This window comes from Enterobacter asburiae, assembly GCF_024599655.1.
GTDB lineage: Bacteria > Pseudomonadota > Gammaproteobacteria > Enterobacterales > Enterobacteriaceae > Enterobacter > Enterobacter asburiae_D.
In genome coordinates this window covers 3,678,136-3,701,411 of record NZ_CP102247.1, presented here as the reverse complement: position 1 = coordinate 3,701,411, position 23,276 = coordinate 3,678,136, and the positions used below count along the sequence as shown (strand labels likewise).

The 23,276-nt window shown below is 56.6% G+C and carries 25 protein-coding genes and 1 pseudogene; 9 read left to right on the top strand and 17 right to left on the bottom strand.

The window, feature by feature from the left end; translation table 11 throughout:
- The first annotated feature begins 27 nt into the window (after positions 1–27).
- Genes NQ230_RS17690 through NQ230_RS17680 form a run of 3 tightly spaced genes read left to right on the top strand, consistent with a single transcriptional unit; the run spans position 28 to position 3,078 of the window.
- Positions 28–2,010, top strand: a complete 1,983-nt coding sequence (locus NQ230_RS17690) for an FUSC family protein (protein WP_257258458.1) — start codon at positions 28–30, stop codon at positions 2,008–2,010.
- Complete coding sequence (locus tag NQ230_RS17685; protein WP_257258456.1) at positions 2,003–2,218, top strand: DUF1656 domain-containing protein; 216 nt, start codon at positions 2,003–2,005, stop codon at positions 2,216–2,218. The genes NQ230_RS17690 and NQ230_RS17685 overlap by 8 nt, the downstream gene beginning before the upstream one ends.
- Positions 2,215–3,078, top strand: a complete 864-nt coding sequence (locus NQ230_RS17680; protein WP_257258454.1) for an efflux RND transporter periplasmic adaptor subunit — start codon at positions 2,215–2,217, stop codon at positions 3,076–3,078. Before NQ230_RS17685 ends, NQ230_RS17680 begins: the two co-directional genes overlap by 4 nt.
- Before the next feature lie 67 nt (positions 3,079–3,145).
- Here NQ230_RS17680 and NQ230_RS17675 read toward each other — a convergent pair whose 3' ends face one another.
- A complete protein-coding gene (locus NQ230_RS17675) occupies positions 3,146–4,045 on the bottom strand; it encodes a LysR family transcriptional regulator (RefSeq protein ID WP_159513610.1) in 900 nt (299 codons plus the stop codon).
- Positions 4,046–4,174: 129 nt separating this feature from the next.
- Between NQ230_RS17675 and NQ230_RS17670 the strand changes: the two genes are divergently transcribed.
- Positions 4,175–4,747 (top strand): flavin reductase family protein, encoded by a 573-nt coding sequence (locus NQ230_RS17670; protein WP_121425520.1) that lies wholly within the window; start codon positions 4,175–4,177, stop codon positions 4,745–4,747.
- Positions 4,748–4,918: 171 nt separating this feature from the next.
- On the opposite strand, the gene NQ230_RS17665 is transcribed toward NQ230_RS17670, so the two are convergent.
- Complete coding sequence (locus NQ230_RS17665) at positions 4,919–5,374, bottom strand: hypothetical protein (protein WP_121425519.1); 456 nt, start codon at positions 5,372–5,374, stop codon at positions 4,919–4,921.
- 295 nt (positions 5,375–5,669) lie between these two features.
- Positions 5,670–6,554 carry a LysR family transcriptional regulator gene (locus tag NQ230_RS17660; RefSeq protein WP_121425518.1) on the bottom strand — a complete coding sequence of 295 codons (885 nt, stop codon included), beginning with the start codon at positions 6,552–6,554 and terminating at the stop codon, positions 5,670–5,672.
- Between the two features lie 120 nt (positions 6,555–6,674).
- On the opposite strand from NQ230_RS17660, the gene gstA reads away from it, so the two are divergent.
- Entirely contained in the window at positions 6,675–7,280 is a 606-nt protein-coding gene (gene gstA / locus NQ230_RS17655; protein ID WP_213821202.1) for a glutathione transferase GstA, read from the top strand.
- Here the strand turns inward: gstA and NQ230_RS17650 are convergent.
- From NQ230_RS17650 to NQ230_RS17605, 10 genes are all read right to left on the bottom strand, one after another.
- Positions 7,274–8,287, bottom strand: coding sequence for a C45 family autoproteolytic acyltransferase/hydrolase (locus tag NQ230_RS17650; RefSeq protein WP_121425516.1), 1,014 nt, complete (start codon positions 8,285–8,287; stop codon positions 7,274–7,276). The genes gstA and NQ230_RS17650 overlap by 7 nt on opposite strands.
- Before the next feature lie 21 nt (positions 8,288–8,308).
- Positions 8,309–9,031, bottom strand: a complete 723-nt coding sequence (glnQ, locus tag NQ230_RS17645) for a glutamine ABC transporter ATP-binding protein GlnQ (protein ID WP_126797013.1) — start codon at positions 9,029–9,031, stop codon at positions 8,309–8,311.
- Positions 9,032–9,033: 2 nt separating this feature from the next.
- Complete coding sequence (glnP, locus tag NQ230_RS17640) at positions 9,034–9,690, bottom strand: glutamine ABC transporter permease GlnP (RefSeq protein ID WP_116341329.1); 657 nt, start codon at positions 9,688–9,690, stop codon at positions 9,034–9,036.
- A gap of 50 nt (positions 9,691–9,740) precedes the next feature.
- Positions 9,741–10,493, bottom strand: coding sequence for a glutamine ABC transporter substrate-binding protein GlnH (glnH, locus tag NQ230_RS17635; RefSeq protein WP_121425515.1), 753 nt, complete (start codon positions 10,491–10,493; stop codon positions 9,741–9,743).
- Between the two features lie 125 nt (positions 10,494–10,618).
- Complete coding sequence (locus NQ230_RS17630; RefSeq protein WP_183078932.1) at positions 10,619–11,173, bottom strand: carboxymuconolactone decarboxylase family protein; 555 nt, start codon at positions 11,171–11,173, stop codon at positions 10,619–10,621.
- Entirely contained in the window at positions 11,170–12,498 is a 1,329-nt protein-coding gene (locus NQ230_RS17625; protein WP_121425514.1) for an aspartate aminotransferase family protein, read from the bottom strand. Before NQ230_RS17625 ends, NQ230_RS17630 begins: the two co-directional genes overlap by 4 nt.
- 128 nt (positions 12,499–12,626) lie before the next feature.
- Positions 12,627–13,484: a MurR/RpiR family transcriptional regulator gene (locus tag NQ230_RS17620; protein ID WP_121425513.1), complete on the bottom strand. Its 858-nt coding sequence runs from the start codon at positions 13,482–13,484 to the stop codon at positions 12,627–12,629.
- Positions 13,485–13,637: 153 nt separating this feature from the next.
- Positions 13,638–14,114 (bottom strand): GNAT family N-acetyltransferase, encoded by a 477-nt coding sequence (locus NQ230_RS17615; RefSeq protein WP_116341321.1) that lies wholly within the window; start codon positions 14,112–14,114, stop codon positions 13,638–13,640.
- Positions 14,115–14,129: 15 nt separating this feature from the next.
- The gene (locus NQ230_RS17610) at positions 14,130–14,720 is read right to left on the bottom strand and encodes a hypothetical protein (protein ID WP_257258448.1); all 591 of its coding nucleotides are present in this window, start codon (positions 14,718–14,720) and stop codon (positions 14,130–14,132) included.
- 197 nt (positions 14,721–14,917) lie between these two features.
- The gene (locus tag NQ230_RS17605; RefSeq protein WP_121425510.1) at positions 14,918–15,799 is read right to left on the bottom strand and encodes a LysR family transcriptional regulator; all 882 of its coding nucleotides are present in this window, start codon (positions 15,797–15,799) and stop codon (positions 14,918–14,920) included.
- A gap of 105 nt (positions 15,800–15,904) precedes the next feature.
- On the opposite strand from NQ230_RS17605, the gene budA reads away from it, so the two are divergent.
- The 4 genes from budA to NQ230_RS17585 all read left to right on the top strand — a co-directional run bounded on the left by budA (position 15,905) and on the right by NQ230_RS17585 (position 19,773).
- Entirely contained in the window at positions 15,905–16,684 is a 780-nt protein-coding gene (gene budA, locus NQ230_RS17600; RefSeq protein ID WP_121425509.1) for an acetolactate decarboxylase, read from the top strand.
- 58 nt (positions 16,685–16,742) lie between these two features.
- The gene (alsS, locus tag NQ230_RS17595) at positions 16,743–18,377 is read left to right on the top strand and encodes an acetolactate synthase AlsS (RefSeq protein WP_233470103.1); all 1,635 of its coding nucleotides are present in this window, start codon (positions 16,743–16,745) and stop codon (positions 18,375–18,377) included.
- A 20-nt stretch (positions 18,378–18,397) separates the two neighbouring features.
- Complete coding sequence (locus NQ230_RS17590; protein ID WP_024906954.1) at positions 18,398–19,168, top strand: (S)-acetoin forming diacetyl reductase; 771 nt, start codon at positions 18,398–18,400, stop codon at positions 19,166–19,168.
- Between the two features lie 131 nt (positions 19,169–19,299).
- On the top strand, positions 19,300–19,773 hold the full coding sequence (locus tag NQ230_RS17585) for a cold-shock protein (RefSeq protein ID WP_257258445.1): 474 nt from the start codon (positions 19,300–19,302) through the stop codon (positions 19,771–19,773).
- Between the two features lie 109 nt (positions 19,774–19,882).
- Here NQ230_RS17585 and NQ230_RS17580 read toward each other — a convergent pair whose 3' ends face one another.
- From NQ230_RS17580 to NQ230_RS17565, 4 genes and pseudogenes are all read right to left on the bottom strand, one after another.
- Entirely contained in the window at positions 19,883–20,587 is a 705-nt protein-coding gene (locus NQ230_RS17580) for an ABC transporter ATP-binding protein (RefSeq protein WP_257258444.1), read from the bottom strand.
- Positions 20,574–21,410: an ABC transporter ATP-binding protein gene (locus NQ230_RS17575; RefSeq protein WP_257258443.1), complete on the bottom strand. Its 837-nt coding sequence runs from the start codon at positions 21,408–21,410 to the stop codon at positions 20,574–20,576. Before NQ230_RS17575 ends, NQ230_RS17580 begins: the two co-directional genes overlap by 14 nt.
- On the bottom strand, positions 21,403–22,236 hold the full coding sequence (locus tag NQ230_RS17570; protein WP_257258442.1) for an ABC transporter permease: 834 nt from the start codon (positions 22,234–22,236) through the stop codon (positions 21,403–21,405). Before NQ230_RS17570 ends, NQ230_RS17575 begins: the two co-directional genes overlap by 8 nt.
- Positions 22,236–23,248, bottom strand: a pseudogene (locus tag NQ230_RS17565) (ABC transporter permease). The gene NQ230_RS17570 and the pseudogene NQ230_RS17565 overlap by 1 nt, the downstream one beginning before the upstream one ends.
- Positions 23,249–23,276: the final 28 nt, after the last annotated feature.

The window sequence follows — 23,276 nt, the reverse complement described above, 5'->3', positions numbered from 1 at the left end:
GGTCTGCAAGCCGGTAATAATCCCGGCATGAAAAACATTTTCTCTCATCCCGTGCACATCCCCGCCGCGCTGCGAAACGATGCGGGCGCGCTGATCTACTCTGCGAAGAGTTTTGCCGCGGCGATGCTGGCTTATTACCTCGCGCTGTCGATAGGCCTTGAGCGTCCCTCGTGGGCCATTATTACGGTATACATCGTGTCGCAGACGTCGGTCGGGGCATCGCTGAGCCGAAGCCTCTACCGGCTGGCAGGTACCGTTGTCGGGGCCAACGCGACCGTTCTGATTGTGCCCACCTTCGCGAATACGCCAGTCCTGTGCAGCGCGGTGCTGACAGGCTGGATAACGTTCTGCCTGTGGCTCTCCCTGCTGGAACGCACGCCCCGAGCCTATGCCTTCGTGCTGGCGGGCTACACCGCGAGCCTGATTGGTTTTCCCGCAGTGTCCGATCCCGGCGGCATCTTTAACGTCGCCATCGTCCGCGTGCAGGAGATTTCGATTGGGATTTTCTGCGCGGCGCTGATTCACCGTTACGTGCTGCCCGCGCGCGTATCAGGGCTGTTCAACGCGAAATTATCCCAGACGCTACAGGCCGCGCGCGGGCGGGTGGCGGATACCATAGCCGGTAAACCCGATGCGGCTTCCGGCCCGCTGCATCTGGCCCTCGCGCTGCAGTTCCTGCAGGGAATAAGCCACCATATTCCGTACGATTTTGCCCTTTCAGCCCCGGTGCGGCAGGCCAGAAAAGCGATCCACGACCGGCTGGCGCGGCTGGTTATCGTCAACTGTGAACTACACGATCGCCTGCCAGCGATCGGAGCCCTGCCCGCCGACGTGCAGGCATTGCTGGAGGACGTTCAGGCCTGGCTTGCCGCTGAAGGCGCGGGGGCCAGCAGCACGGCAGAGGCGCTGCTGCTCCGCTGTGCGCTTTTTATCGATCGGTATGCCGCGCAGGCGCAGACGTTTGACGACGCGCTGCAGGTCAGTTTTATTCGCTACCTCTCGGAGGCTATCGCGCTGTTGCAGCAGTGCGAACGTCTTTCCGGGGCCATCCTCCATGCCAAACCCGTCTTTGGGGAGATGCAAACCCGCGCGGCGAAAGGCTACGTTTTCCACCGCGATCCTCTTACCGCGGCCCGCACGGCGCTGGGGGCTTTCGCCATCATCCTGAGCGGCTGTCTGGTCTGGATCTTCTCAGCGTGGCCGGATGGCGGCACGGCGGTGTCTATCCTGGGGGTCTGCTGCACGCTGTTTGGCAGCTTCGATACCCCGGCACCGCACATCGTGAAATACATCATTGGCTCGTTCTGGGGCGTGCTCATTAGCCTGTTCTACAGCTTTGCGCTGCTGCCGCTGGTGAGCGATTTTCCGGTGCTGGTGGCGGTGCTTGCCCCGGCGTATCTGCTGGCCGGGTCGCTTCAGGCGCGTCCGCCCACCACGTTTATGGCGATGGGGATTACCCTGACGCTGCCCATTCTTTGCGAGCTGGGGGCGCACTACAGCGGAGATTTCGCCGTTGCGGCCAACACCGCCATCGCGCTCTTTGCCGCCACCGGCTTTGCCGTCGTCAGCATGAGCCTGCTGCAAACCGTGCAGGCGGATGGTGCCATCACGCGTCTGCTGAACCTGTGTCAGCGCGACATTCGCCGCAGCGTGAAGGGCACGCTGCGGGTTGATGAAACGTACTGGATCAACCTGATGATGGACCGAACCGCCCTGTTGCTGCCGCGCCTGCAGCGCAGCGAGAGCGCACCAGAGCAGGCGCTCGATCGGCTGCTACACGCGCTGCGTCTGGGGCTTTCGGTCATGCATTTACGCCGCAGTGACGCACCGCCCGGCAGGGAGGTTGACGCGCTTTTTCATCGGATAAACGCCGCAGACCGCCACGCCTTACGCGAACGCATCGTTACCCTTATCGAACGCCATCTGCCTGCGGCAGATGAACATACGCGCCAGTTGGTCTTCAGGCTGGTGGATCTGCACTGCGCATTACGGGGGCCAGACCATGGTTAACGATCTCAATATCGGCGGCGTTTTTATTCCGGGGCTGCTGACGGTCGACCTCGCGGCGCTGGTATGCACGCTGAGCCTCGTCGCGCTTTTCTCTCTCAGCAGGCTCTACCGGCGCTTGCCGTTTCGCCCGCTGATGGATGTTTCAACCTGGATTGTCACCTTTTTCCTGCTGATGCAGGGTCTGACCGCGTTGGGGTTATTGTCATGAAATCACTTCTCTCTTTACTGGCTCGCTATGCGCTGACGCTGAGCGTCGTCGCGGGGGCTACGCTTCTGGCATTTATGATGTGGAAACACTACGCACAAACGCCGTGGACCCGCGACGGCCGCGTGCGGGCGGACGTGGTGCAGATTGCGCCGGACGTCTCCGGGCCGGTCATCAGCGTGGCCGTGCGGGACAATCAGTGGGTGAACCGGGGCGATGTGCTTTACGCTATCGATCCGCGCTGGCTTAAGCTGGCGGTGGTCAGCGCGCAGGCGGACGTCGAGTCGAAACGCCATGAGATGCTGATGCGCCAGGATGCGGCCCATCGCCGCACGCTGATTAAAAACGCCATTTCGAGCGAGGATTTGCAGCAAACCGGCAGCGCGGCGAACGTCGCGGCGGCCAATTATCACGGCGCGCTGGCCGCGCTGGATCTGGCAGAGCTTAATCTGGCGCACGCCACCGTCCGTGCGCCGGTCTCGGGGTACGTCACGCACCTGCGGCTGCGGCCCGGAGACTACGCGACGGCGGGGGAGACAAAGGTCGCCATCGTCGATGCCCACAGCTTCTGGGTGGTGGGGTACTTTGAGGAGACCAAGCTGCGCCATATTCGCGTCGGGGATGCCGCGCAGGTGGTGCTGATGGGATACGAGCCTGTCATCACGGGGCACGTGGAGAGCATCGGACATGGGATCGGGGACAGCAACGATGAGACGGGCGGGCTGGGCCTGCCCGACGTCGAGCCGACGTTTAGCTGGGTTCGGCTGGCGCAGCGCGTACCGGTGCGCATTCATATCGACAGGTTGCCGGAGGGGGTTGAGCTGGTGGCGGGGCTGTCGGCGAGCGTGGCGGTGGGGGGATAGGGAGGGAAGGTGATAGATGTGAGTATGAATGTCTGTGTTGTGCCAGAAGCAGACGTTGAGGAAAGTATTATTTAGATGTGAAATATTTGCGTAATATTTTTTCTAATAGCGAGAAAACGACCGTGACCCTTTTGGGAGTAATCAGCTGATAAGGTCGATATAAATAAAATTGCCATTTCTCCTGTCGCAGTTCTGGCAGTGGGGGAACAAGTTGGCCGCTTGCTAAGTACTCCCTACAGATAAAATCGCTGGATTGTACAACCGTTTTTCCGGCCAATGCAGCCTGAATTTCGGCGTATGGGTCTGTAGTATAAAACTCAATATGACGAGGGACAAAAGTATTCACAGCGTCACTCATAAACTCAAATGACTTCCCCGTTTCAGGATTAATTAAACCACTAAATGGATAACGCTGTCGAAGATCTTCTAAATCAGTTGGTGCTCCCAGGCGCGCAATGAGTTCAGGGGATGCAACCAAAATATGTTCAACTTGCCCGATATTTTTAATGATGAAGTTTGGATTAGGCTCTCGCCCTACGCGTATGCCTATATCGATACGATGCTCGATAGTATCAAGTTTCATCATATCTAAACGCCAGTCGATAAATAACTCAGGATATGGACGCAGTGCAGTCAACAGTTCATACAAGATTTGCTCATGATTTGGAAATCGAAGTAATGTGATACGAACAATACCTTTCATTTCATTATCATCTTTCGCCATCAGAAATAACTTTTCAGAATCTTCCAGCAGTCGCTTCGCTTGGGGTAAAAATAACTCACCGAAACTGGTGAGAAAGATCGACCGAGTATTGCGTTTGAAAAGAGGTTCACCAAGCTGTTTCTCCAACTCAGCGACTGTTCGGGTTACTACTGATGGTGAAACCGACAGCTTTATGGCTGCTTCGCGGAAGTTCAGGGTTTCAGAGGCGATGATAAAAAACTTTAGAGCATCAAGTTTGTTCATGATTGTTGTGGAAATTGCAATAATGTATTTTGATAATAGCAATTAATCTGCAACTATTCCAGTCATATAATCGAACAATCAAATAAGTAATCTGTATTACTTTTTTATCAGAACTCAAAAGAGAAAATTATGTCAATTCAACCAGTAGAGTTAAACAAAGCCTATCGTTTATTGCAGGTCGGGCCAACGACGATGATATCGGCTAAAAATGATGGCATTGAAAATGTCATGGCAGCTGCCTGGGTGGGGTTAGTAGGTAATAACAAAGTGATGGCTTTTATAGGTCCACAAGCATTTACTCGCGGACTTGTAGAAAAAAGTGGATATTACGTTGTCCAGATTCCAGTAGTAAAACAGATGGAAATGGTTTTATATGCTGGAGGCCACAGTTATTCTGACACACCCGATAAAAACAGTAAAATTCCACTATTTTATCAGAAAGAGTTTGATCTTCCTTTAGTTGAAGGTTGCGCTGGCTGGCTAGTCTGTAAGGTCATACCTAATGTAGAAAATCAAAAACAGCACAACTTGTTCATGGGGGAAATTGTCGGAGCATGGAGTGATGACCGCGTTTTCAGAAATGGGCACTGGATTTTTGATGATGCGCCTGATGAATTACGTACTGTCCATTACGTAGCTGGCGGACAGTTTTACGCCATTGGTAAAGGTACAAAATTCAATTATGGTCCAGGAAAAGACTAATCCTTACTGCTGTATAAATGTAGCCATATAACATGGCTACATAGAGGTAATAGTATAAATAAAAACAACCGACTTAAGATGTCCGCTTTTCGCTCTTAGCAGACATTCAACGTTAGCGTAAGGCCGGAACCATGCTTCTACCCAGCTAGATTCCGGCTCCCATCACCCGCCTCAGTGCGCCGTGATATACGGCTCCTTCACAAACTCCGCCAATAACCAAACCATATCATGCAGCAGCCCGGTGAGATCTTTCGCCACGCTCACAGGCAATGTCCCACCCATCACTGCCAGCGTTAACGCCACGGCATAGTCTACCTGCAGCGTCGTCTCCTGCCAGCAGTCCGGTACGCAGGAGGTAATCTTTTCCCCCGCAATCAACTGTTCAACCAGGTACGAAGGAAGTTCGGCATCACAGCACTCCCGCAGTCGCTTAAGCGCAGCCAGCAATCGCTTACAGAGCGTAGCAAACGTCACTGCGTCGTCAGTTTCCACCAGCACGCTGACATACGCAGTACAGGCATCGGCCAGTTCGAAGAGATCCGCAGAATCGGAAATTGAAGTGTTGATGAGGTGATGAACTGCGCTTTCCTCAGAGAGCGCGTAAGAAAATCCAGGAGTAGTCGCCATTTAGCATCCTCTTTGTCTAAAAAAACGTCATGTTATGCTAACGGGTTCCTACGCCCGGTTACGGATGTGCCGCAACGCAGGCACTTTACGGCGGCGAAAAAGGGAAGGAAAGGGATCCCCCTGAATTACATAAGGTTGCTTGCAGGTTTGCGAGGCGGCTTCCAGAAGGGCATTGCCGGGTGGCGGCTACGCCTTACCCGGCCTACAAAACAGCCAACCAACCTATCCGCGACACGAATCGTAGGCCCGCGCAAGCGCAGCGCCGCCGGGCACAGTTTGCACCGCGGTTACTCCTTCACGCAGACCTTTTCATTTTGAGCAATCCTTCTAATAACGCCTGCGTCGCGCGGGAGGATTTGCCCGCCTGCGAACAAACCAGTCCAAACGCCCGGCACAGCGAAGGTGCTACGGGCACGACGCACAAGCCGCGTAATTCATCCGGCAGGGCGGATTCAGGTATCAGCGCGACGCCCATGCCTTCGCGCACCAGCAGGCAGGCGCTGATCCAGTCGCGGACGGTCACCCGCACGTCAGACAGCTGCAAGCCAGCCTGTTCCATCAGGCTTTTTCCATTGACGGCACAACCGCCCGTTGCGAGCACGAAGGGCTGGTCTGCCAGTTCCTCAAGGGGGATGCCGCGCGTACGTGTATAACGAGCCTGACGGTGGCTGGCTGGCAACACCGCGACCCATGCATCCTGCCCTAAGACCGCTTCAGCACGCTCAGGAACAGGGTTCATGACCACGCCCAGATCAACCGTATCTGCCGCCAGCCACTCTTCGACCTCCTGGTCCGTCCCTTCGAGTACGATAACCTCGATTTCAGGATGCAGGCGCTTAAAGTCGCGCAGCAGTCCGGGCAAAAACGTGGATGTCACTGAAGGGAAACTGGCAAGACGAATGCGCCCCCCACTTAACCCCCGGCTCTCATCCGCCAGTACGCGGATGGCGTCCAGTCGCGCCAGCATGCTCCTTGCCTCTTTGACCACCTGCTCGCCCAGGGCTGTTACGCCGATGTGGCGCCGCTCTCGCGTGAATACAGCAAATCCTAATGAAGCCTCTAACTGAGCGATCGCCTGGCTGGCACCAGACTGCGTCATGCCTACCTCTTCAGCGGCACGCGAAATATTACTGGCATCGGCTACTGCAACCAGCAAGCGCCAGTGTAAAAGATTCATCATGGGTATCAGTAGCTCAGCTAATAGCTAATTTATGAGTCATTAATTTTACAGGGTGATTGGTTTTAAGCACAGTGTATTCAAACTGAATCGTCACCACTCAACAGCTTTAACGGAGAGATTATGAAACTCTATTACGCCCCGGACACCTGCTCACTCTCACCCCATATCGTGCTTCGCGAACTGGCGATTGAGTTTGAACTGGTTAAAGTGGACAACAGGAGCAAGCTTACCGCTGACGGGCGCGACTTCCTGACCATTAACCCTAAAGGTTATGTCGCAGCGCTTGAGCTGGATGACGGGAAAATCCTGACCGAGGGGCCAGCCATTTTGCAGTACCTGGCAGACCTCAAGCCAGAAAGTGGGCTGGCACCGCGTGCAGACGGCTGGGAGCGAGTGCGGCTTCAGGAATGGCTAAACTTTATCACCAGCGAAATACACGCGGGATCGGCGCCTCTTTTTAACCGCGAGCTGCCCGAAGAGGCCAAATCTATTTTTCGCGAGAAGCTGTTCAGGTGGTTCGATTTTCTTCAGGAAACGCTCTCCACAAGCGCTTATCTGACGGGATCGGCATTCAGCGTGGCAGATGCCTATCTTTTCACCGTGCTGGGGTGGGCCAGGTTCTTCGCCATTGAGCTGAGCCCCTGGCCTGCGTTGCTGGCGTACAGGGAAAAAATCAGTGCCCGTCCAGCGGTGCAGGCCGCATTAGGTGCGGAATCGACTCAGTAAGACTCTAAAGCGGGTTTTTGCCGATCGTGAGTGAATATCTGCCATTTTATGTCCGACGTGCTCAGTGTAAAGACGGCAGTGGCCAGCGTGTTCTCTTCATCCGGGTCCTGTGGCGAGAGACGATAAATCGGGAGCGCGGGATCATGCTGGTCTGAAAGAATACCCAGTGCTGCCGCACCATCGAGGTGAGATTGCGTCTCCAGCCAGGCGTTTAGCCGCTGCTGGCGTGACCGGGAGCTGTCAGTGATCACCTGCTCAACCGCATCAAGCTGAGGGTGGATAAGGTGATTAGCATGGGCGAAAACCTCCCGCAGCGGCATAACGGAACAGCCTGTTCCCGTAGCCTCCACGCTAAACAGTCGGCTGTCTCCCATTTGTCCCACCGTATGGTGAAATGCACCGGCGCGTGGCTCGGTAGTCAGTATGGAGATGGCTTCATCCAGCGTGGCGGCATTCAGCGCGGCGCGGGCTAATACCTGACGCGGTACGCCGCGTGGACGGTGCAAAGCGCGTATGTTATTCACCGTGTTCACCACGCCCTTTTCGTTTACGGCGAAGGTATGTCCGCAAATCGACCCCGGGTAGGCAAAACTGGTAAACGCCAGGCCGTCATCCGGGGTAATGCTGACGATGGCGCAGTCATGCCGAAGCTGTGGGAAACCGTCTTCATTATGCGCAATAATCAGCTCTCCCTCAGCGGTGCTTCCCGCTACCGTGGTACAGCCGTCAGAGGTCGAGCGCACCAGATCGCCGCGGCAGTTCCAGGCAAACACCTCATCAAACGGTGCTTCCAGACCCTCGGCTAATCCCTCCAGTTCCTGCCAGATAAGGGGATACTGAGACTGAACCAGCGAGCGCATGCTCCGGGTCTGTTCTGCGTCTTTCATGGCGGTAACGGTTTGCCACAACGCCGTTTGCGTCAGTTTTGCATGCCAGGCTTCGCGGCCGAACGCGCCAAGCGCCTGACCTACTGCAAAAGCGGAACCACGAATGTCGATTTTTTTCATAGTGTTATCATTCACTTCTGTTCAGGATACGTGTTGCAAAAATTCTTTCAGCCGTGGATTGCGACTGCTATTCAGCAGCATATCAGGTGGACCATCTTCGGCAATGGTGCCGCCATCAATAAAGATTAGCCGCGATGCCACATCGCGGGCGAAGCCGATTTCATGGGTCACAATCACCATGGTCATGCCTTCTTCGGCCAGCGAGCGCATGACTTTCAGTACCTCATGCCGTAATTCGGGGTCCAGCGCTGAGGTCGGCTCATCGAACAGCATCATTTTCGGTTTCACCGCCAGGGCTCTGGCAATGGCCACGCGTTGCTGCTGACCGCCAGAGAGCTCTGATGGGTAGTGGCTGGCGCGTTCGCGTAAGCCAACGCGGTCCAGTAACGCGAGTGCCTGTTCCCGCGCGGCGGCTTTGCTCTGTTTGCGTACGCGAACCGGACCAAACATCACATTCTCCAGCGCCGTCAGATGGGGAAACAGATGGAACTGCTGAAACACCATCCCGGCTTCACGGCGGATATCACACTCGTTAGCGTGAGGATCGGTAAGATGCATTCCCGCTACCAGCAGCGTGCCGGAGGAAATTTCCTCCAGCTTATTAATGCAGCGCAGCAGCGTCGACTTACCCGATCCGGAAGGACCGATGATCACCACCACTTCGCCGGCGTCAATTTTTAAATTGATGTCGTGCAGCACCTGAGTGGCGCCGAAATTTTTCGACACTGCGCTAAACTCAACCATGCTCATAAAATATGGATCCTTTTCTCCAGTTGCTTCAGCAGGAAACTCAGGCACAGCGTCACCAGCAGGTAGATCATTGCCACGGCGGTCCAGACTTCCAGCGCGCGAAAATTACCGGCAATAATTTCTTGCCCCTGACGAGTCAATTCCGCTACACCAATCACAATAAACAGCGAGGTGTCTTTAATACTGATAATCCACTGATTACCTAACGCCGGGATCATACGGCGCAATGCCAGCGGCATAATGACATGCCATAGCGTGCTGCGTTGGGATAATCCCATTGCCAGGCTGGCCTCTCTAAATCCTTTATTAATTGAGAGGATCGCCCCTCGGGTGATTTCTGCAATATAGGCACCCGAGTTAATCACAATGGTCGTAATGGCCGCGGTTACCGGGTCGATATGAATCGGTAGCACCATGGGGAGTGCGAAGTAAATAAACATCACTTGCACCATAATAGGCGTTCCGCGGATTAACTCGACAAAGACTAACGAGACTGTCTTTGATATTTTCCCTCCAAGCGCCCGGCAGGTTCCCGCCAGCAGGCCAATAACAAAACCACCCAATAAACCTGATAGTGAAATAACCAGCGTCAGCTGTAGTCCTTGCAACAACAGCGGCAGGGACTCCCAAATATATTTACTGTCGAAATTCATCATGTTACCCGTTAAGATGCAACGAGGTCGGATCGCTCCGACCTGCGGGATTATTTTGGCTGTTTAGCAAACCACTTCACGTAAATCTTGCTGTAAGTTCCGTCTGTACGTAACGCCTGCAGCGCTGCGTTGATCTTCGGCGTCAGACTGCTGTTTTTCTGCATCGCAAAGCCGTAGTGCTGCGGCAGAATGCTGTCAGTTTCACCGGTTGATTTCACTTTTCCATCACCTGCCGTTTTTACGTAATAGAGCACGTTGGGGGAATCATGCACCACGGCGTCAAGGTTACCTGCCTGCAAATCAAGATAGGCGTTATCAATATTCGGGAATTCGACATAATTCGCTTTATATTTGCTTTTCATAAAGCTGGCCGCCGCCGTTCCCTGCTTTAATCCCACTTTCTTTCCTGCTAAATCGCTGAATTTAGTAATGGTATTGTCGCTGCTTTTAACCGCCATTAATAAATCAGCATCATAATAACCGTCGCTGAAATCGACGACCTGTTTACGCGCGTCGGTTATCGTAATGCCCGCCATGGCGACATCCAGATTCCGTGATTGCAACCCCGGAATTAGCCCGCCGAAGTCCATCGGGCGTAATTCGTAGCTGACATTCATTTTTTTAGCGATGGCATCCCACAAATCAATATCAAAGCCGACGTATTTATCGCCTTGTTTAAATTCAAAGGGGACAAATGCGGTATCTACGCCAACCGTTAATTTATCCTGCGCTTGTGCCACAAAACTGGCGGAGCAAGCGACCAGCGCTAACGTAACTTTTAATTTAGTCAATAATCCGGACATAATAACCCTCGGCGTCAGTGAAGTAGCGTGCATGAATGTCACCCGGCGAAATGCATCGGCGGGGTGGGAAAATAAAACGTTGATATGCAGGGCGCACTTTCATGCGCCAAATTTAAAGCGAAAACTTATGCGGGAATAATCTCATCCCAGGTGTCGGGTACCGGCGTCTGTGCGCCGTTCATAATCATTGAGAGAAAACTGTAATAACCATTGATTCCGATCAGATCCACCACGCCTTTCTCGCCCCACAGCGCGATAGCATGCTGCCAGGTGGTATCGCTGACCTTCTGCTGTTCATGTAACTCCTTACAAAAGTGATAAACCACCCATTCATCCGGCTGCAGATCCTCTGGAAGACGTTTTTCATTAATCGCCTGCACCGCCGCAGCAGAAATACCCTTTTCGCGCGCTATCGGTGCATGAATCGCCCACTCTACAGGCTGCGACCAGTGCCGCGCGGTCATCAAAATCGCCAGTTCCGACAGGCGCTGTCCCAGCGCGCTGCGATAACGCAGGTATTCTCCCATGCGTTGTGCATGGGCCATCAGCTCTGGGCTGCGCAGCAGCGGCTCGAAAGGGGGCAGCAACGCACCGCGGGGCCCGTTGATTATCTCTTCGGCCAAAGTACGCTGTTGGTCGTCCCACTCATGCTCCGCCAGCGGCGGTAAACGATTGATCATAATCTGCTCGTCTCTTCGCGAATCACGGTGTTCAGCGTATCCACCACAAAGTCGAGCTGGTCAGGCGTGACAATAAACGGTGGCGCGATCAGGATATGGTCGCCATATTGCCCGTCAATTGTTCCACCCATTGGATAGACCATCAGCCCACGTGACATACAGTTTGCTTTGATTGCTGCATGCAGCTTCAGGGCAGGATCGAAGGGGGTTTTGCTGGCTTTATCGCGTACCAGCTCAACGCCGGCAAACAAGCCGCGTCCACGCGTATCACCGACGTGCGGTAATTCCCCCAGTACCTCACGCAATGCGTTGTGCAGGTAAGCCCCCTGTTGCTTAACCGCCTGCAGCAAATTATCGCGCGCAATCACCTGCTGCACTGCCAGGGCTGCGGAAGCGGCGGTCGCGTGACAAATGTAGGTGTGCCCGTGCTGGAACAGACCGCTACCGGCCTGCAGGGCTGAGACAATCTTTTCGCTCGCTAATACTGCGCCAATCGGCTGATAGCCGCCTCCCAGCCCCTTCGCGATGGTCACCAAATCCGGCACCACATCATCCTGTTCAAACGCATGCAATGTGCCGGTGCGTCCCATGCCACACATGACTTCATCCGCGATATAGAGGATGCCGTATTTATCACACAGGTTACGTACACCTTTAAGATAGCCCGGGGTAGGCGGGGTGGCGCCAGTGGTGGCCCCCACCACGGTTTCTGCACAGAAACCAATAATGGTGTCGGGACCGGCCTCAATAATGGCCTGCTCCAACTCGTTGAGCAGACGCGTGGTGTATTGCTGCTGGGTTTCGTCTGCGCGGCGGTCGCGATACTCATTGCAGGCCGAAACGCGGATCACGTCGATCAACAAGGGAGCAAACTGGCGGCGGCGCCATTCGTTGCCTCCCACCGCGAGCGCCCCAAGGGTATTGCCATGATAGCTCTGTTTACGGGCGATAAATTTGGTGCGCGACGGCTGGCCGATCTCAACAAAATACTGACGCGCCAGCTTGAGCGCGGTTTCGACCGCTTCCGAACCGCCCGAAACGAAATAAGCATAGTTAAGATTGCCTGGCGCCGTACGCGTCAACTGTTCAGCAAGCTGTTCAACGGTGTCACTGGTAAAAAAACTGGTATGGGCATAGGCCAGTTGATCGATCTGGCGATGCATCGCAGCCAGCACGTCAGGATGTGCGTGACCTAAACAGGACACGGCGGCGCCACCGCAGGCATCCAGATACTGTTTTCCCTGTGCATCGAAAATGTACGCCCCCTGGGCGCGTACCGCCACGGCGGGCGTGTTGCGTAGACTGCGGTGAATAATATGGCTCATGCTGGTCCTGCTCCTGAATACGCTGTGCTAATGAAGCGCATCTTGCAGGATCCATTTGTATCACGTCAATTTCATCTTTGATGCAAATGCATTCTTTTTTCTTATGCCTGATGCATATGAATCATTTTTCAGGATTTTCCGGGCACCACATAGGCGCCAGAGTCATTAAGATAGCGTTCAGCATTTTCGATTTTATTCACTGCGTCCCGACCATGGCGCGCGACCAGCATCGCCAGTAAACACTCGGCGAGCCCCATGCCAGACACCACGGAAGGGAAAAACGACGGGCTGTCGATAGAGAAAAGTAGCGTGCAGTCGGCGGCCTGTGCTAATGGCGAGACGGGAGAATCCGTGATGGCGACGATTGTCACGCCCGCCTGCTGAGCCGCGCGCAGGACATCGAGCGACTCACGTGAATAGGGCGCAAAGCTGGTGAGTAACAGACAATCGTGTGCAGTTAATTCGCGGGTGAACACCTCGATATTGCTCGCCAGCCCATCAATGAGCGAGACTTGCCGATTGAACAGTCGATAGACATAAAACAGCGACCAGGCGATAGGGAAACTGGCCCGGAAGCCGCAAATATAGACATTCTCGGCCGCGTCCAACAGCGATACAGCCTGCTCCATGGCCTGATGGTTTTCATGCTGTGTAAAAGCCAAATTTCTCTGATGTGCCTGAAATACCTCTTCATACAGCTGCGGCTGAGTGCCTTTGGCGATAAGCTTCTCAGCTTTGGAGACATATGTATCATTGCGCAGCCCGAGTTCATCAATGAAAGCGTCCTTGAGTTCACCCCAGCCGTTGTAGCCCAATCGCTGCGCCAACCGCAGCAACGTGGCGGGTTTTACACCGGCTTCACTGGCGAAGGCACGCATTGATAGCACAACCAGTTGATTGGTATTCTGTAGCGAGAACTCGGCAGCACGCTGTAATTCTGCAGACAACTCGCTGAATGTACTGACAATATTTTCCCTTGGATTCATAGCAAATAGTCCCGCTCTTTAAGGTTAGCGCTGCTGTCGTTAGCGTACGTTCGATCTTCACAGACCGAACGGGTTCGCGTTGTCCCGGAAACGGATGATGAAAACACAGAGTCAATAAGTCAACGGGGAGCTGAACAGGGATTATCAGCCAGGCTATTTTTCATTCAAATAGATATCAGGCCGCGTAATCGTCCATGCATAGTTTTTTCTGTTTACGGGCTCGTAGCCAAATTTTTCATAGAGCCAGGGTGCAGTCGTGGTAAATAACATGATCCTGCGAAGCTGCTCAAACACAGGGTGATGATGTATGCATTCCATAACCCATCTTCCAAGCCCTTTTCCCTGATGTTCTTCAAGGATATAGACATCGCAAAGGTAGGCGAAGGTCGCATAATCTGTTATCAGACGCGCGAAACCAATCTGGTGTTCATTATGATAAAGGCCAAAGTTAAGACTGTTTTCTATTGAGGCAGAAACAATGTCCAGGTGAATGCCTTTTGCCCAGGTTGACCTCGTCAGATATTGATGAATAGCCTGTACATCAAGCTTTTCTCTGTCTGTACTCACCAGATAGTTATTCTTATAGCATTCATATTTCTCTGAAACCTGATAGGGTTTTCTATGCAGCATAGCTTCGCTCCTCGCTCATTCCAGCCCTTCAATATTCGACTTAACCGCTTTCAGCGTCCTTTTACGGATCCAGCCGCTCCCGGCCCGTATTGCCAGCCAGTAGGCTGCCATTTTGAGTTGAGTACGTTTGTCCGGACAATAGACGAAGGTTTCCGTACAGAGTTCATGTTGACCTGGGGCCAGTTCCGTTACCTGGTAGCGCAGCAGCAACGTCGCGCTACCCGGCGCGGCTGGCGACTGAAAAGCCATGGTGTCCGGTGCGTTTTCCAGACCGAAATTAGTCCGCCAGAATTGTCCTTTTAAGCCATAGCAGAGCTCAGATGCAGAGTTTTTCAACAGGGTAAAACTGTGCAGGCCAAAGTTGCTGATTGAGTCAGCCTGCTGATTAGGTAGTAATTTTTGCGGTAATTGCCGTAAAGCCATCAGTCGACGAATCACGGCATCTTGCCGGACGTCAAAGTTTGCAATCAACGGCAGAATATTTTCAGGATGCGCGGTATGAATGACCGCTCGGTGTTTTTCATGGAACTGGAACTGGGGGAGAAAAGCGGGAACATCCTGCCACTGAGCAAGCGCTTTGCGGGTAACGAATCCGGGGTTCAGCATTCCTCTTCCTTGTCATCCTTTGAGTCCTGCCAGAGTATCAGATGGTTTGCGGCAGACAATTACCAGGAAAACGTAGTACCGAAGCGTGCATCAGTAAGACCTTTACCGTTCCAGGAGCCCGTGATTTGACAACAAAGGCTGACTTGCCGGGTGGCGGCTACGCCTTACCCGACCTACAAACCAGCAGTGCTGCACCGTCACCCTTCACTCATCATCGTCAAAAACCGCTTCACCGTCCGCGAGCGTTCAAAACGCCGCCAGCACAGCGCGATATCGGTATAAAGCTCCGGTGAGCTCAGCGTATGATAGGTCACATTCGGCGGTGAAATAGCCGCCATGGATTTTGGCACCAGCGCGAACCCGCCGCCCGCGGAAACCATGCTCAGGGACGACGAAAGCTGCGACGACTGCAGCGCGCGCTGCACGTTAATACCGGCCCGCTCGCAGCAGCCGTGAACCCGATCGTACAACCCCGGCGCGACCTCCTGCGGGAACAGCACCACCGGCGTATCCCGAAGCTGCTCAAGCGCCAGCGAATCGCACGCCGCCAGCGGATGGTCGCGATGCAACGCTACCACCATCGGCTCCCGGTCGAGGACTTTTAACTCGAACGCCTTGCTGCTCTCGCACGGCAGGCGCACGAAGGCAATATCCAGCTCACCCTCCGCCAGCATCGTCGTCAGCGACGACATATTGGCTTCCACCTGGTGAACCTGCACCGCCATGTTCTGCACCTGAAACTGGCGAATCAGCGCGAAAATTTTGGGATGAAAAGCGTCGGAGCTGGTGATGCCAATCGACAGGTTGCCGTTCAGCCCGCGTGCGATACCGCGGGCCTTTTCCAGCGCGGCATCGCTCAGCGCAAGGATCTTGCAGGCGTCCTCATAGAAGGCTTCTCCCGCCTCGGTCAGCTCCACGCCCCGCGTCAGGCGTCTGAACAGCGGCGTGCCCACTTCCTCTTCGAGCCGTTTGATCTGCTGACTCAGAGGTGGCTGTGAAATACCCAGCGCTTCGGCCGCCCTGGTGAAGTGTCGCTCGCGTGCAACCGCGACAAAATACCGCAGATAACGAAGTTCCATATCTAAAACGTCTCAAACCAGCATAGTTTCTATATTGGAACTCTCTGCTGAATCGGGTCAACATTTATTTAACCTTTCTAAATAAAGTTGAAGAGGACGAGCACGATGATGCATTCATCTGCCTGCGACTGTGAGGCCAGCCTGTGCGAGACCCTGCGCGGGTTCTCCGCCCAGCATCCTGACAGCGTGATCTATCAGACATCGCTAATGAGCGCCCTGTTAAGCGGCGTGTACGAAGGAGAGACCACCATCGCCGATCTGCTGGCACACGGTGATTTTGGTTTGGGGACCTTCAACGAGCTGGACGGTGAAATGATTGCCTTCAGCAGTCAGGTGTACCAGCTGCGCGCCGACGGCAGCGCCAGGGCCGCGAAGCCAGAGCAGAAAACGCCGTTCGCGGTGATGACCTGGTTCCAGCCGCAGTACCGTATCACCTTCGATGCGCCGGTCAGCCGCCAGCAGATCCACGACGCAATCGACCAGCAGATCCCCTCAGACAACCTGTTCTGCGCGCTGCGCATTGACGGCAACTTCCGCCACGCCCACACCCGCACCGTACCGCGTCAGAAGCCACCGTACCGCGCGATGACCGACGTGCTGGACGACCAGCCGGTGTTCCGCTTTAACCAGCGCGAAGGGGTGCTGGTCGGGTTCCGCACGCCGCAGCACATGCAGGGCATCAACGTGGCGGGCTATCACGAGCATTTCATCACCGACGACCGCCAGGGCGGGGGCCATCTGCTCGACTACCAGCTGGAGAGCGGCGTGCTCACCTTCGGTGAAATTCACAAGCTGATGATTGACCTGCCCGCCGACAGCGCGTTCTTACAGGCCAACCTTCACCCCAGCAATCTTGATGCAGCGATCCGTTCCGTCGAAAACTAACAGGAGAACTACCGTGAACAGTGAGAAACAGTCACGTCAGTGGGCGCACGGCGCCGATATGGTTGTCGGCCAGCTGGAAGCGCAGGGCGTGAAGCAGGTGTTCGGGATCCCGGGCGCAAAAATTGACAAGGTTTTCGACTCCCTGCTGGACTCCTCCATCGAGATTATCCCGGTGCGCCACGAGGCCAACGCCGCGTTTATGGCGGCGGCGGTAGGGCGTCTAACCGGCAAGGCCGGAGTGGCGCTGGTCACCTCCGGGCCGGGCTGCTCTAACCTGATCACCGGTATTGCTACCGCCAACAGCGAAGGCGACCCGGTAGTCGCGCTGGGCGGGGCGGTGAAGCGGGCGGATAAAGCCAAGCTGGTGCACCAGAGCATGGACACCGTTGCCATGTTCAGCCCTGTCACTAAATACGCCGTGGAGGTCAGCTCACCGGACGCGATTGCCGAGGTGGTATCGAACGCGTTTCGCGCTGCCGAGCACGGCAGACCGGGGGGCGCGTTCGTCAGCCTGCCGCAGGATATTGTCGACCAGCCCGCGACGGGCGCGATTTTACCCGCCAGCGGCCCGGCGCTGATGGGCCCGGCACCGGAGTCGGCGATTAACGACGTGGCGAAGCTTATCGAAAACGCCAAAAACCCGGTCATCTTACTCGGCCTGATGGCCAGCCAGCCCGCGAACAGCGCCGCGCTGCGCAAGCTGCTGGAGAAAAGCCGTATTCCGGTGACCAGCACCTATCAGGCCGCCGGGGCGGTAAATCAGGAGCACTTCACCCGCTTCGCCGGACGCGTCGGCCTCTTTAACAACCAGGCGGGCGACCGGCTGCTGCATCTGGCGGATCTGATTATCTGCGTTGGCTACAGCCCGGTGGAGTACGAGCCGTCCATGTGGAACAGCGGCGACGCGACGCTGGTGCACATTGACGTGCTGCCTGCCTATGAAGAACGTAACTACGTGCCGGATCTGGAGCTGGTGGGGGATATCGCCGAAACGCTGAACCTGCTTGCTAACCGCATCGACCATAAGCTCGAGCTGAGCCAGCGGGCCTCCGAAATTCTGGTCGATCGCCAGCATCAGCGGGATCTGCTCGATCGCCGCGGCGCCTCGCTTAACCAGTTTGCTCTGCACCCGCTGCGCATCGTGCGCGCCATGCAGGACATTGTAAATAACGACGTGACGCTCACCGTCGACATGGGCAGCTTCCACATCTGGATCGCCCGCTATCTCTACAGCTTCCGCGCGCGTCAGGTGATGATCTCCAACGGTCAGCAGACCATGGGCGTTGCCCTGCCGTGGGCGATTGGCGCGTGGCTGGTGAATCCGGGCCGCAAGGTGGTATCGGTCTCCGGTGACGGTGGCTTCCTGCAGTCCAGCATGGAGCTGGAAACCGCGGTGCGCCTCAACGCCAACGTGCTGCACATCATCTGGGTGGATAACGCCTACAACATGGTGGCCATTCAGGAAGAGAAAAAATACCAGCGGCTTTCCGGCGTCGAGTTCGGCCCGGTTGATTTCAAAGTCTATGCCGACGCCTTCGGTGCAAAAGGCTTTGCCGTGGAGAGCGCCGAGGCGCTGGAACCCACGCTGCGCGCGGCGATGGATGTGGATGGCCCTGCCGTGGTGGCCATTCCCGTCGACTACAGCGATAACCCGCTGCTGATGGGCCAGCTCCATCTCAGCCAGATTTTGTGACTCACGATAAGGACAGAGAAATGCAAAAAGTTGCTCTCGTAACAGGCTCAGGCCAGGGGATTGGTAAAGCGATCGCGCTTCGCCTGGTGAAAGACGGCTTTGCCGTCGCCATCGCCGACTATAACGTTGAGACGGCAAGAGCCGTCGCCGATGAAATCATCCGTAACGGCGGCAACGCCGTTGCCGTGAAGGTCGATGTCTCTGACCGCGAGCAGGTATTTGCGGCGGTGGAGAAAGCGCGCACCGCGCTGGGCGGCTTTAACGTTATCGTGAATAACGCCGGGATTGCGCCGTCTACCCCCATCGAATCCATCACGCCGGACATTGTCGACAAGGTCTACAACATCAACGTGAAAGGGGTGATCTGGGGGATCCAGGCCGCGATTGACGCCTTCCGCAAAGAGGGGCATGGCGGCAAGATCATCAACGCCTGCTCCCAGGCGGGCCACACCGGCAATCCTGAACTGGCGGTCTACAGCTCCAGCAAGTTCGCGGTTCGTGGCTTAACCCAGACCGCGGCACGGGATCTCGCACCGCTGGGGATCACCGTTAACGCTTACTGCCCGGGCATCGTCAAAACGCCGATGTGGGCGGAAATCGACCGTCAGGTCTCCGAGGCGGCGGGTAAACCGCTCGGCTACGGGACCGAAACCTTTGCCAAACGCATTACGCTTGGCCGCCTGTCCGAGCCGGAAGATGTCGCCGCCTGCGTCTCATACCTGGCAGGCCCGGATTCCGACTACATGACCGGCCAGTCGCTCTTAATTGATGGTGGAATGGTGTTTAATTAAATTCTAATAAGCTCTGACATGAGTTTTCCCCTGCACCCGTGCAGGGGCTTTTTTTTGTCTCCTCCGTCATTGTGCATTACACTGCGCGCTGCAAAACTTTAGTCATTACGATCTGACAGGCGGTAACAGCGATGAACGGTACAATCACAACGTGGTTTAAAGATAAAGGCTTTGGATTTATCAAAGATGAAAACGGCGACAACCGCTATTTTCATGTGATTAAGGTCGCGAACCCCGATCTGATTAAGAAAGATGCCGCGGTGACCTTTGAGCCAACCACCAACAACAAAGGCCTTTCCGCCTATGCGGTGAAGGTGATCCCCGAAAGCAAACATCTCTTTATTGCCGGCGAGCGCGTGAAGCTCACCTCCATCAAATCCTTCGTGGTGTTTAACGAAGAGGAGCCGGTTGATACCAAAATCGACAAAGATAACGCGGTACTGTCGGTTGGGCTGCTGATGAACAGCATCAAGCCGAAATCCGAGAAAAAGCCGGGCGAGATGCGCACGGTGAAGAAGCTGGCGATCACCACCTTCCAGAATACGACGCTGATCTTCACCGAAGACGAGATCGACATTGATGCCACGGTGAAGCTGCTGAAGTGATTTTTTTGCCGGGTGGCGGCTACGCCTTACCCGGCCTACGAAAAACCATCAACGCGGCACGAAACGTAGGCCCGGTAAGCGCAGCGCCACCGGGCACCGCCGCGCGCACTTACCCCATCCTGTGCTCGCCCCTTAACATTGCCTCCCGGTCAAACACCTTCTGGATCTCCCCGTGCGCCATAAACGCTGCCCGGTCGGACATATGCGCAATCACGTCCGCATCGTGGCTCACCAGCAAGTAGGTCATGCCGTGCTCGGCCTTCAGGCGGTTCAAAAGATTGAGAATTTCTGCCTGCACCGACATATCCAGTGCCGAAGTCGGCTCGTCCAGCAGCAGTAGCTGCGGGCGCAGCAGCAGCGCCCGGGCAATCGCCACGCGCTGGCGCTGGCCGCCGGAAAGCTGATGCGGATAACGCTTGCCCGCGTCGGCGGAAAGCCCCACCTGCTGCAGCGCATCCGCCACCTTTTCAGCAACCTGCGTTTCGCCGTGGATGTTTAACGGCTCCGACAGGGTGCGTGCAACGGTGTGGTTTGGGTGCAGCGACGCCCACGGATCCTGAAACACCATCTGCACGTTGCGGCGAAGCTCGCCTTCAAAACGCCGTCCTGGCCGTAGCGCGTCTCCCAGTATCGAAATGCGGCCGTTCCACTCGCGCTGCAATCCCGCCAGCACGCGCAGAATAGTCGATTTCCCGCAGCCGGATTCGCCAATCAGGCTGAAGGTTTCGCCTTTCTCGATGGTAAAGCTAGCGGCGAACACCGCCGTTTTCTCCCCGAAGCTCACCTGGAGGTCCTTAACGTCAACGAGCATCATTATCGGTCTCCCTCCACGGTTGCGAACGGTCCAGCGTTGGCAGTATCTGGCCGAAGGTGTTGGCGTTTGGACGGCAGGTCCACAGGGTGCGCGTATACGGGTGCGTCGCTTGCGCAAGCCGGTTCGCCGCCATCTCATCGACCTTCTCGCCCTGATACATCACCAGCACGCGGTCGCAGTGTTCCGCCACCAGCGGCAGATCGTGGCTAATTAACAGCATCGCCATCTGGCGTTCTTCACACTGCTGCACCAGCAGCTCGAGGATCTGGTTGCGCAGGCGGGCGTCCAGCGCGGAGGTGGGTTCGTCGGCAATCAGCACCTGCGGGTTGTTGATCAGCGCAATGGCAATCATCACCCGCTGGCCCATGCCGCCGGAGAGTTCGCCGGGGTAGCGCGTGAGGACATGTTCGTTGAGTCCGACGGCGCGGATGATGTCGTGAATACGCGCCCGGCGCTCGGCGCGGGGCAGGCGCTGATGCAGGGTCAGCGCCTCATCAAGCTGAGCAGCGACGTTTTTCGCCGGATTCAGCGCGTAGCGCGGGTCCTGCAGGACCATTGCAATCCCGTTGCCGCGCAGCGCCTGCCAGCGGCGGGTGCTCAGGGTCAGCAGGTCGTTGCCGAGCACGTTAAGCCGGTCCGCGCTCACGATGCCGGGCTTGCGCACCAGCCCCATCAGGGCGCGGGCGGACATCGATTTGCCCGAGCCGGATTCCCCCACCAGCGCCAGCCGCTCGTTGCCCAGCGTGAAGCTCAGGCTGTTGACCACGCGCGCGGCGGGGTAGTCGATATTCAGCGCATCGACGATGACGCGTTGTTCAGTCATGCTGTGGCTCCAGTACGTCGCGCAGGCCGTCGCCCAGTAGGTTAAAGGCCAGGCTGGCAAACAGAATCGCGCCGCCCGGAATGGCGGCAATCCACCACTGATCGAAAATCACCTGCATGCCGTCGGCAATCATCGCGCCCCATTCGGCCATTGGAGGGCGTGCGCCAAGGCCGAGGAAGCCCAGACCGGCAGCCGCCAGAATAATCCCCGCCAGATCCAGCGCCAGCCGCACAATCGCGGACGGCAGGCACAGGGGCAGAATATGGCCGACCAGCAGGCGCAGCCCGCGAATGCCCATCATCTCGGCGGCGGCGAGATAGTCGCTGTGGCGCAGACGCTGGATCTCGCTCCGCGCCTGCCGCGCGTAGGCCGGCCAGGTGGTTAGGGCCAGCGCCAGCGCGCCGTTGACCAGTCCCGGGCCAAGCATCGCCACAAACGCGAAGGCGAGGATCAGGCGCGGCATCGACATCACCACGTCGGTAAAGCGCATCAGGATGCGCTCCATCCAGCCGCCGTAGTAGCCGGACAAAATCCCCACCAGCAGCCCGGCGGGCAGGGTGATGACGGTGACCAGCGCCACCAGCCCGAGCGCCGGACGGGTGCCGTAAATCAGGCGCGAAAGCAGGTCCCGCCCGTAGCTGTCGGTGCCCAGCCAGTGCTGAGTATTCGGTGCCTGCAGGCGCGCGGCGGCATCCTGCCAGTTCGGGTCAAGCGGCGCAAGCCACGGCGCGAACAGGGCGATAAGCACCAGCAGCGCGATGGCAATCAGCACGCAAAACGCGGCGGGGGAGCGGCGCAGGCGGCGTAAGAAAAGATAAAACGGCATCAGCGCACCCTGGGATCGGTCGCCCGCACGAGCAGGTCGGTAAGGTTATTGATCAGCACAAAGCAGACGCCAATCAGCAGCGTGCCGCCCATGACGGCGGTGGTGTCTCCGGCGAACAGGGCGGTGGTGAGGTAGCGCCCGATCCCCGGCCAGGAGAAGACGGTTTCGGTCAGTACCGCGCCTTCCAGCATGCTGGTGTAGGCCAGCGCAATCACCGTCAGCAGGGTGCCGCGCATGTTCGGCAGCACGTGGCGCAGCAGAATAGTCATCTCCCCGGCACCCTTGGCGCGGGCAAGCAGAATGTACTCTTTGTTCATCTCGCTCAGGCAGGCGGAGCGCGTCAGGCGGGTGATGCTTGCCAGCGAGTAATAGGCCAGCAGCAGCACCGGCAGCACCAGGTGGCTGAGGGCGTTGCGAAACGCCTCGCGGTCGCCGGAAAGCCAGGTATCCACCAGCGCAAAGCCGGTGCGCGGCTCGACGGTGAACTGCCAGATATCGTCCAGCCTGCCGGGGCCCGCGCTCCACTGCAGCTTCGCGTAGAACAGGGCCAGCATCAGCAGGCCGAGCCAGAAAATGGGCACCGAGTTGCCGAGCAGGGTGAGGGTTCTGATGGCGAGATCGAGCGGTGAACCGGCGTACCGGGCGCACAGCACTCCGGCAATCACGCCGAGTACGGCGCCGATGATTAACGCCAGCGTCGCCAGCTCCAGCGTGGCGGGGAAGGCGTGCAGCAGGTCCTGCAGCACCGGCTGCCCGGTGGCGCTGGCCGTGCCTAAATCACCGTGGGCAAGATTTTGCAGGTAGTGCCAGAACTGCACGGGCAGGGGACGATCCAGCCCAAGCTGGTGGCGAACCTGATCGTAGGTTGACTGGCTGGGTGATCGCCCACGATCTGCAGCACGCGATCGACCGGTGAAAACGCCGAGAGCGCAAACGTGACGAGCAGCAGCCCGAAGAGCGTGAGCAGCAGGGTCAGCAGACCCTGGAGCACGCGGGTGGAAAGATGTGGCATGGGAAATCTCTTCATGCCGGGTGGCGGC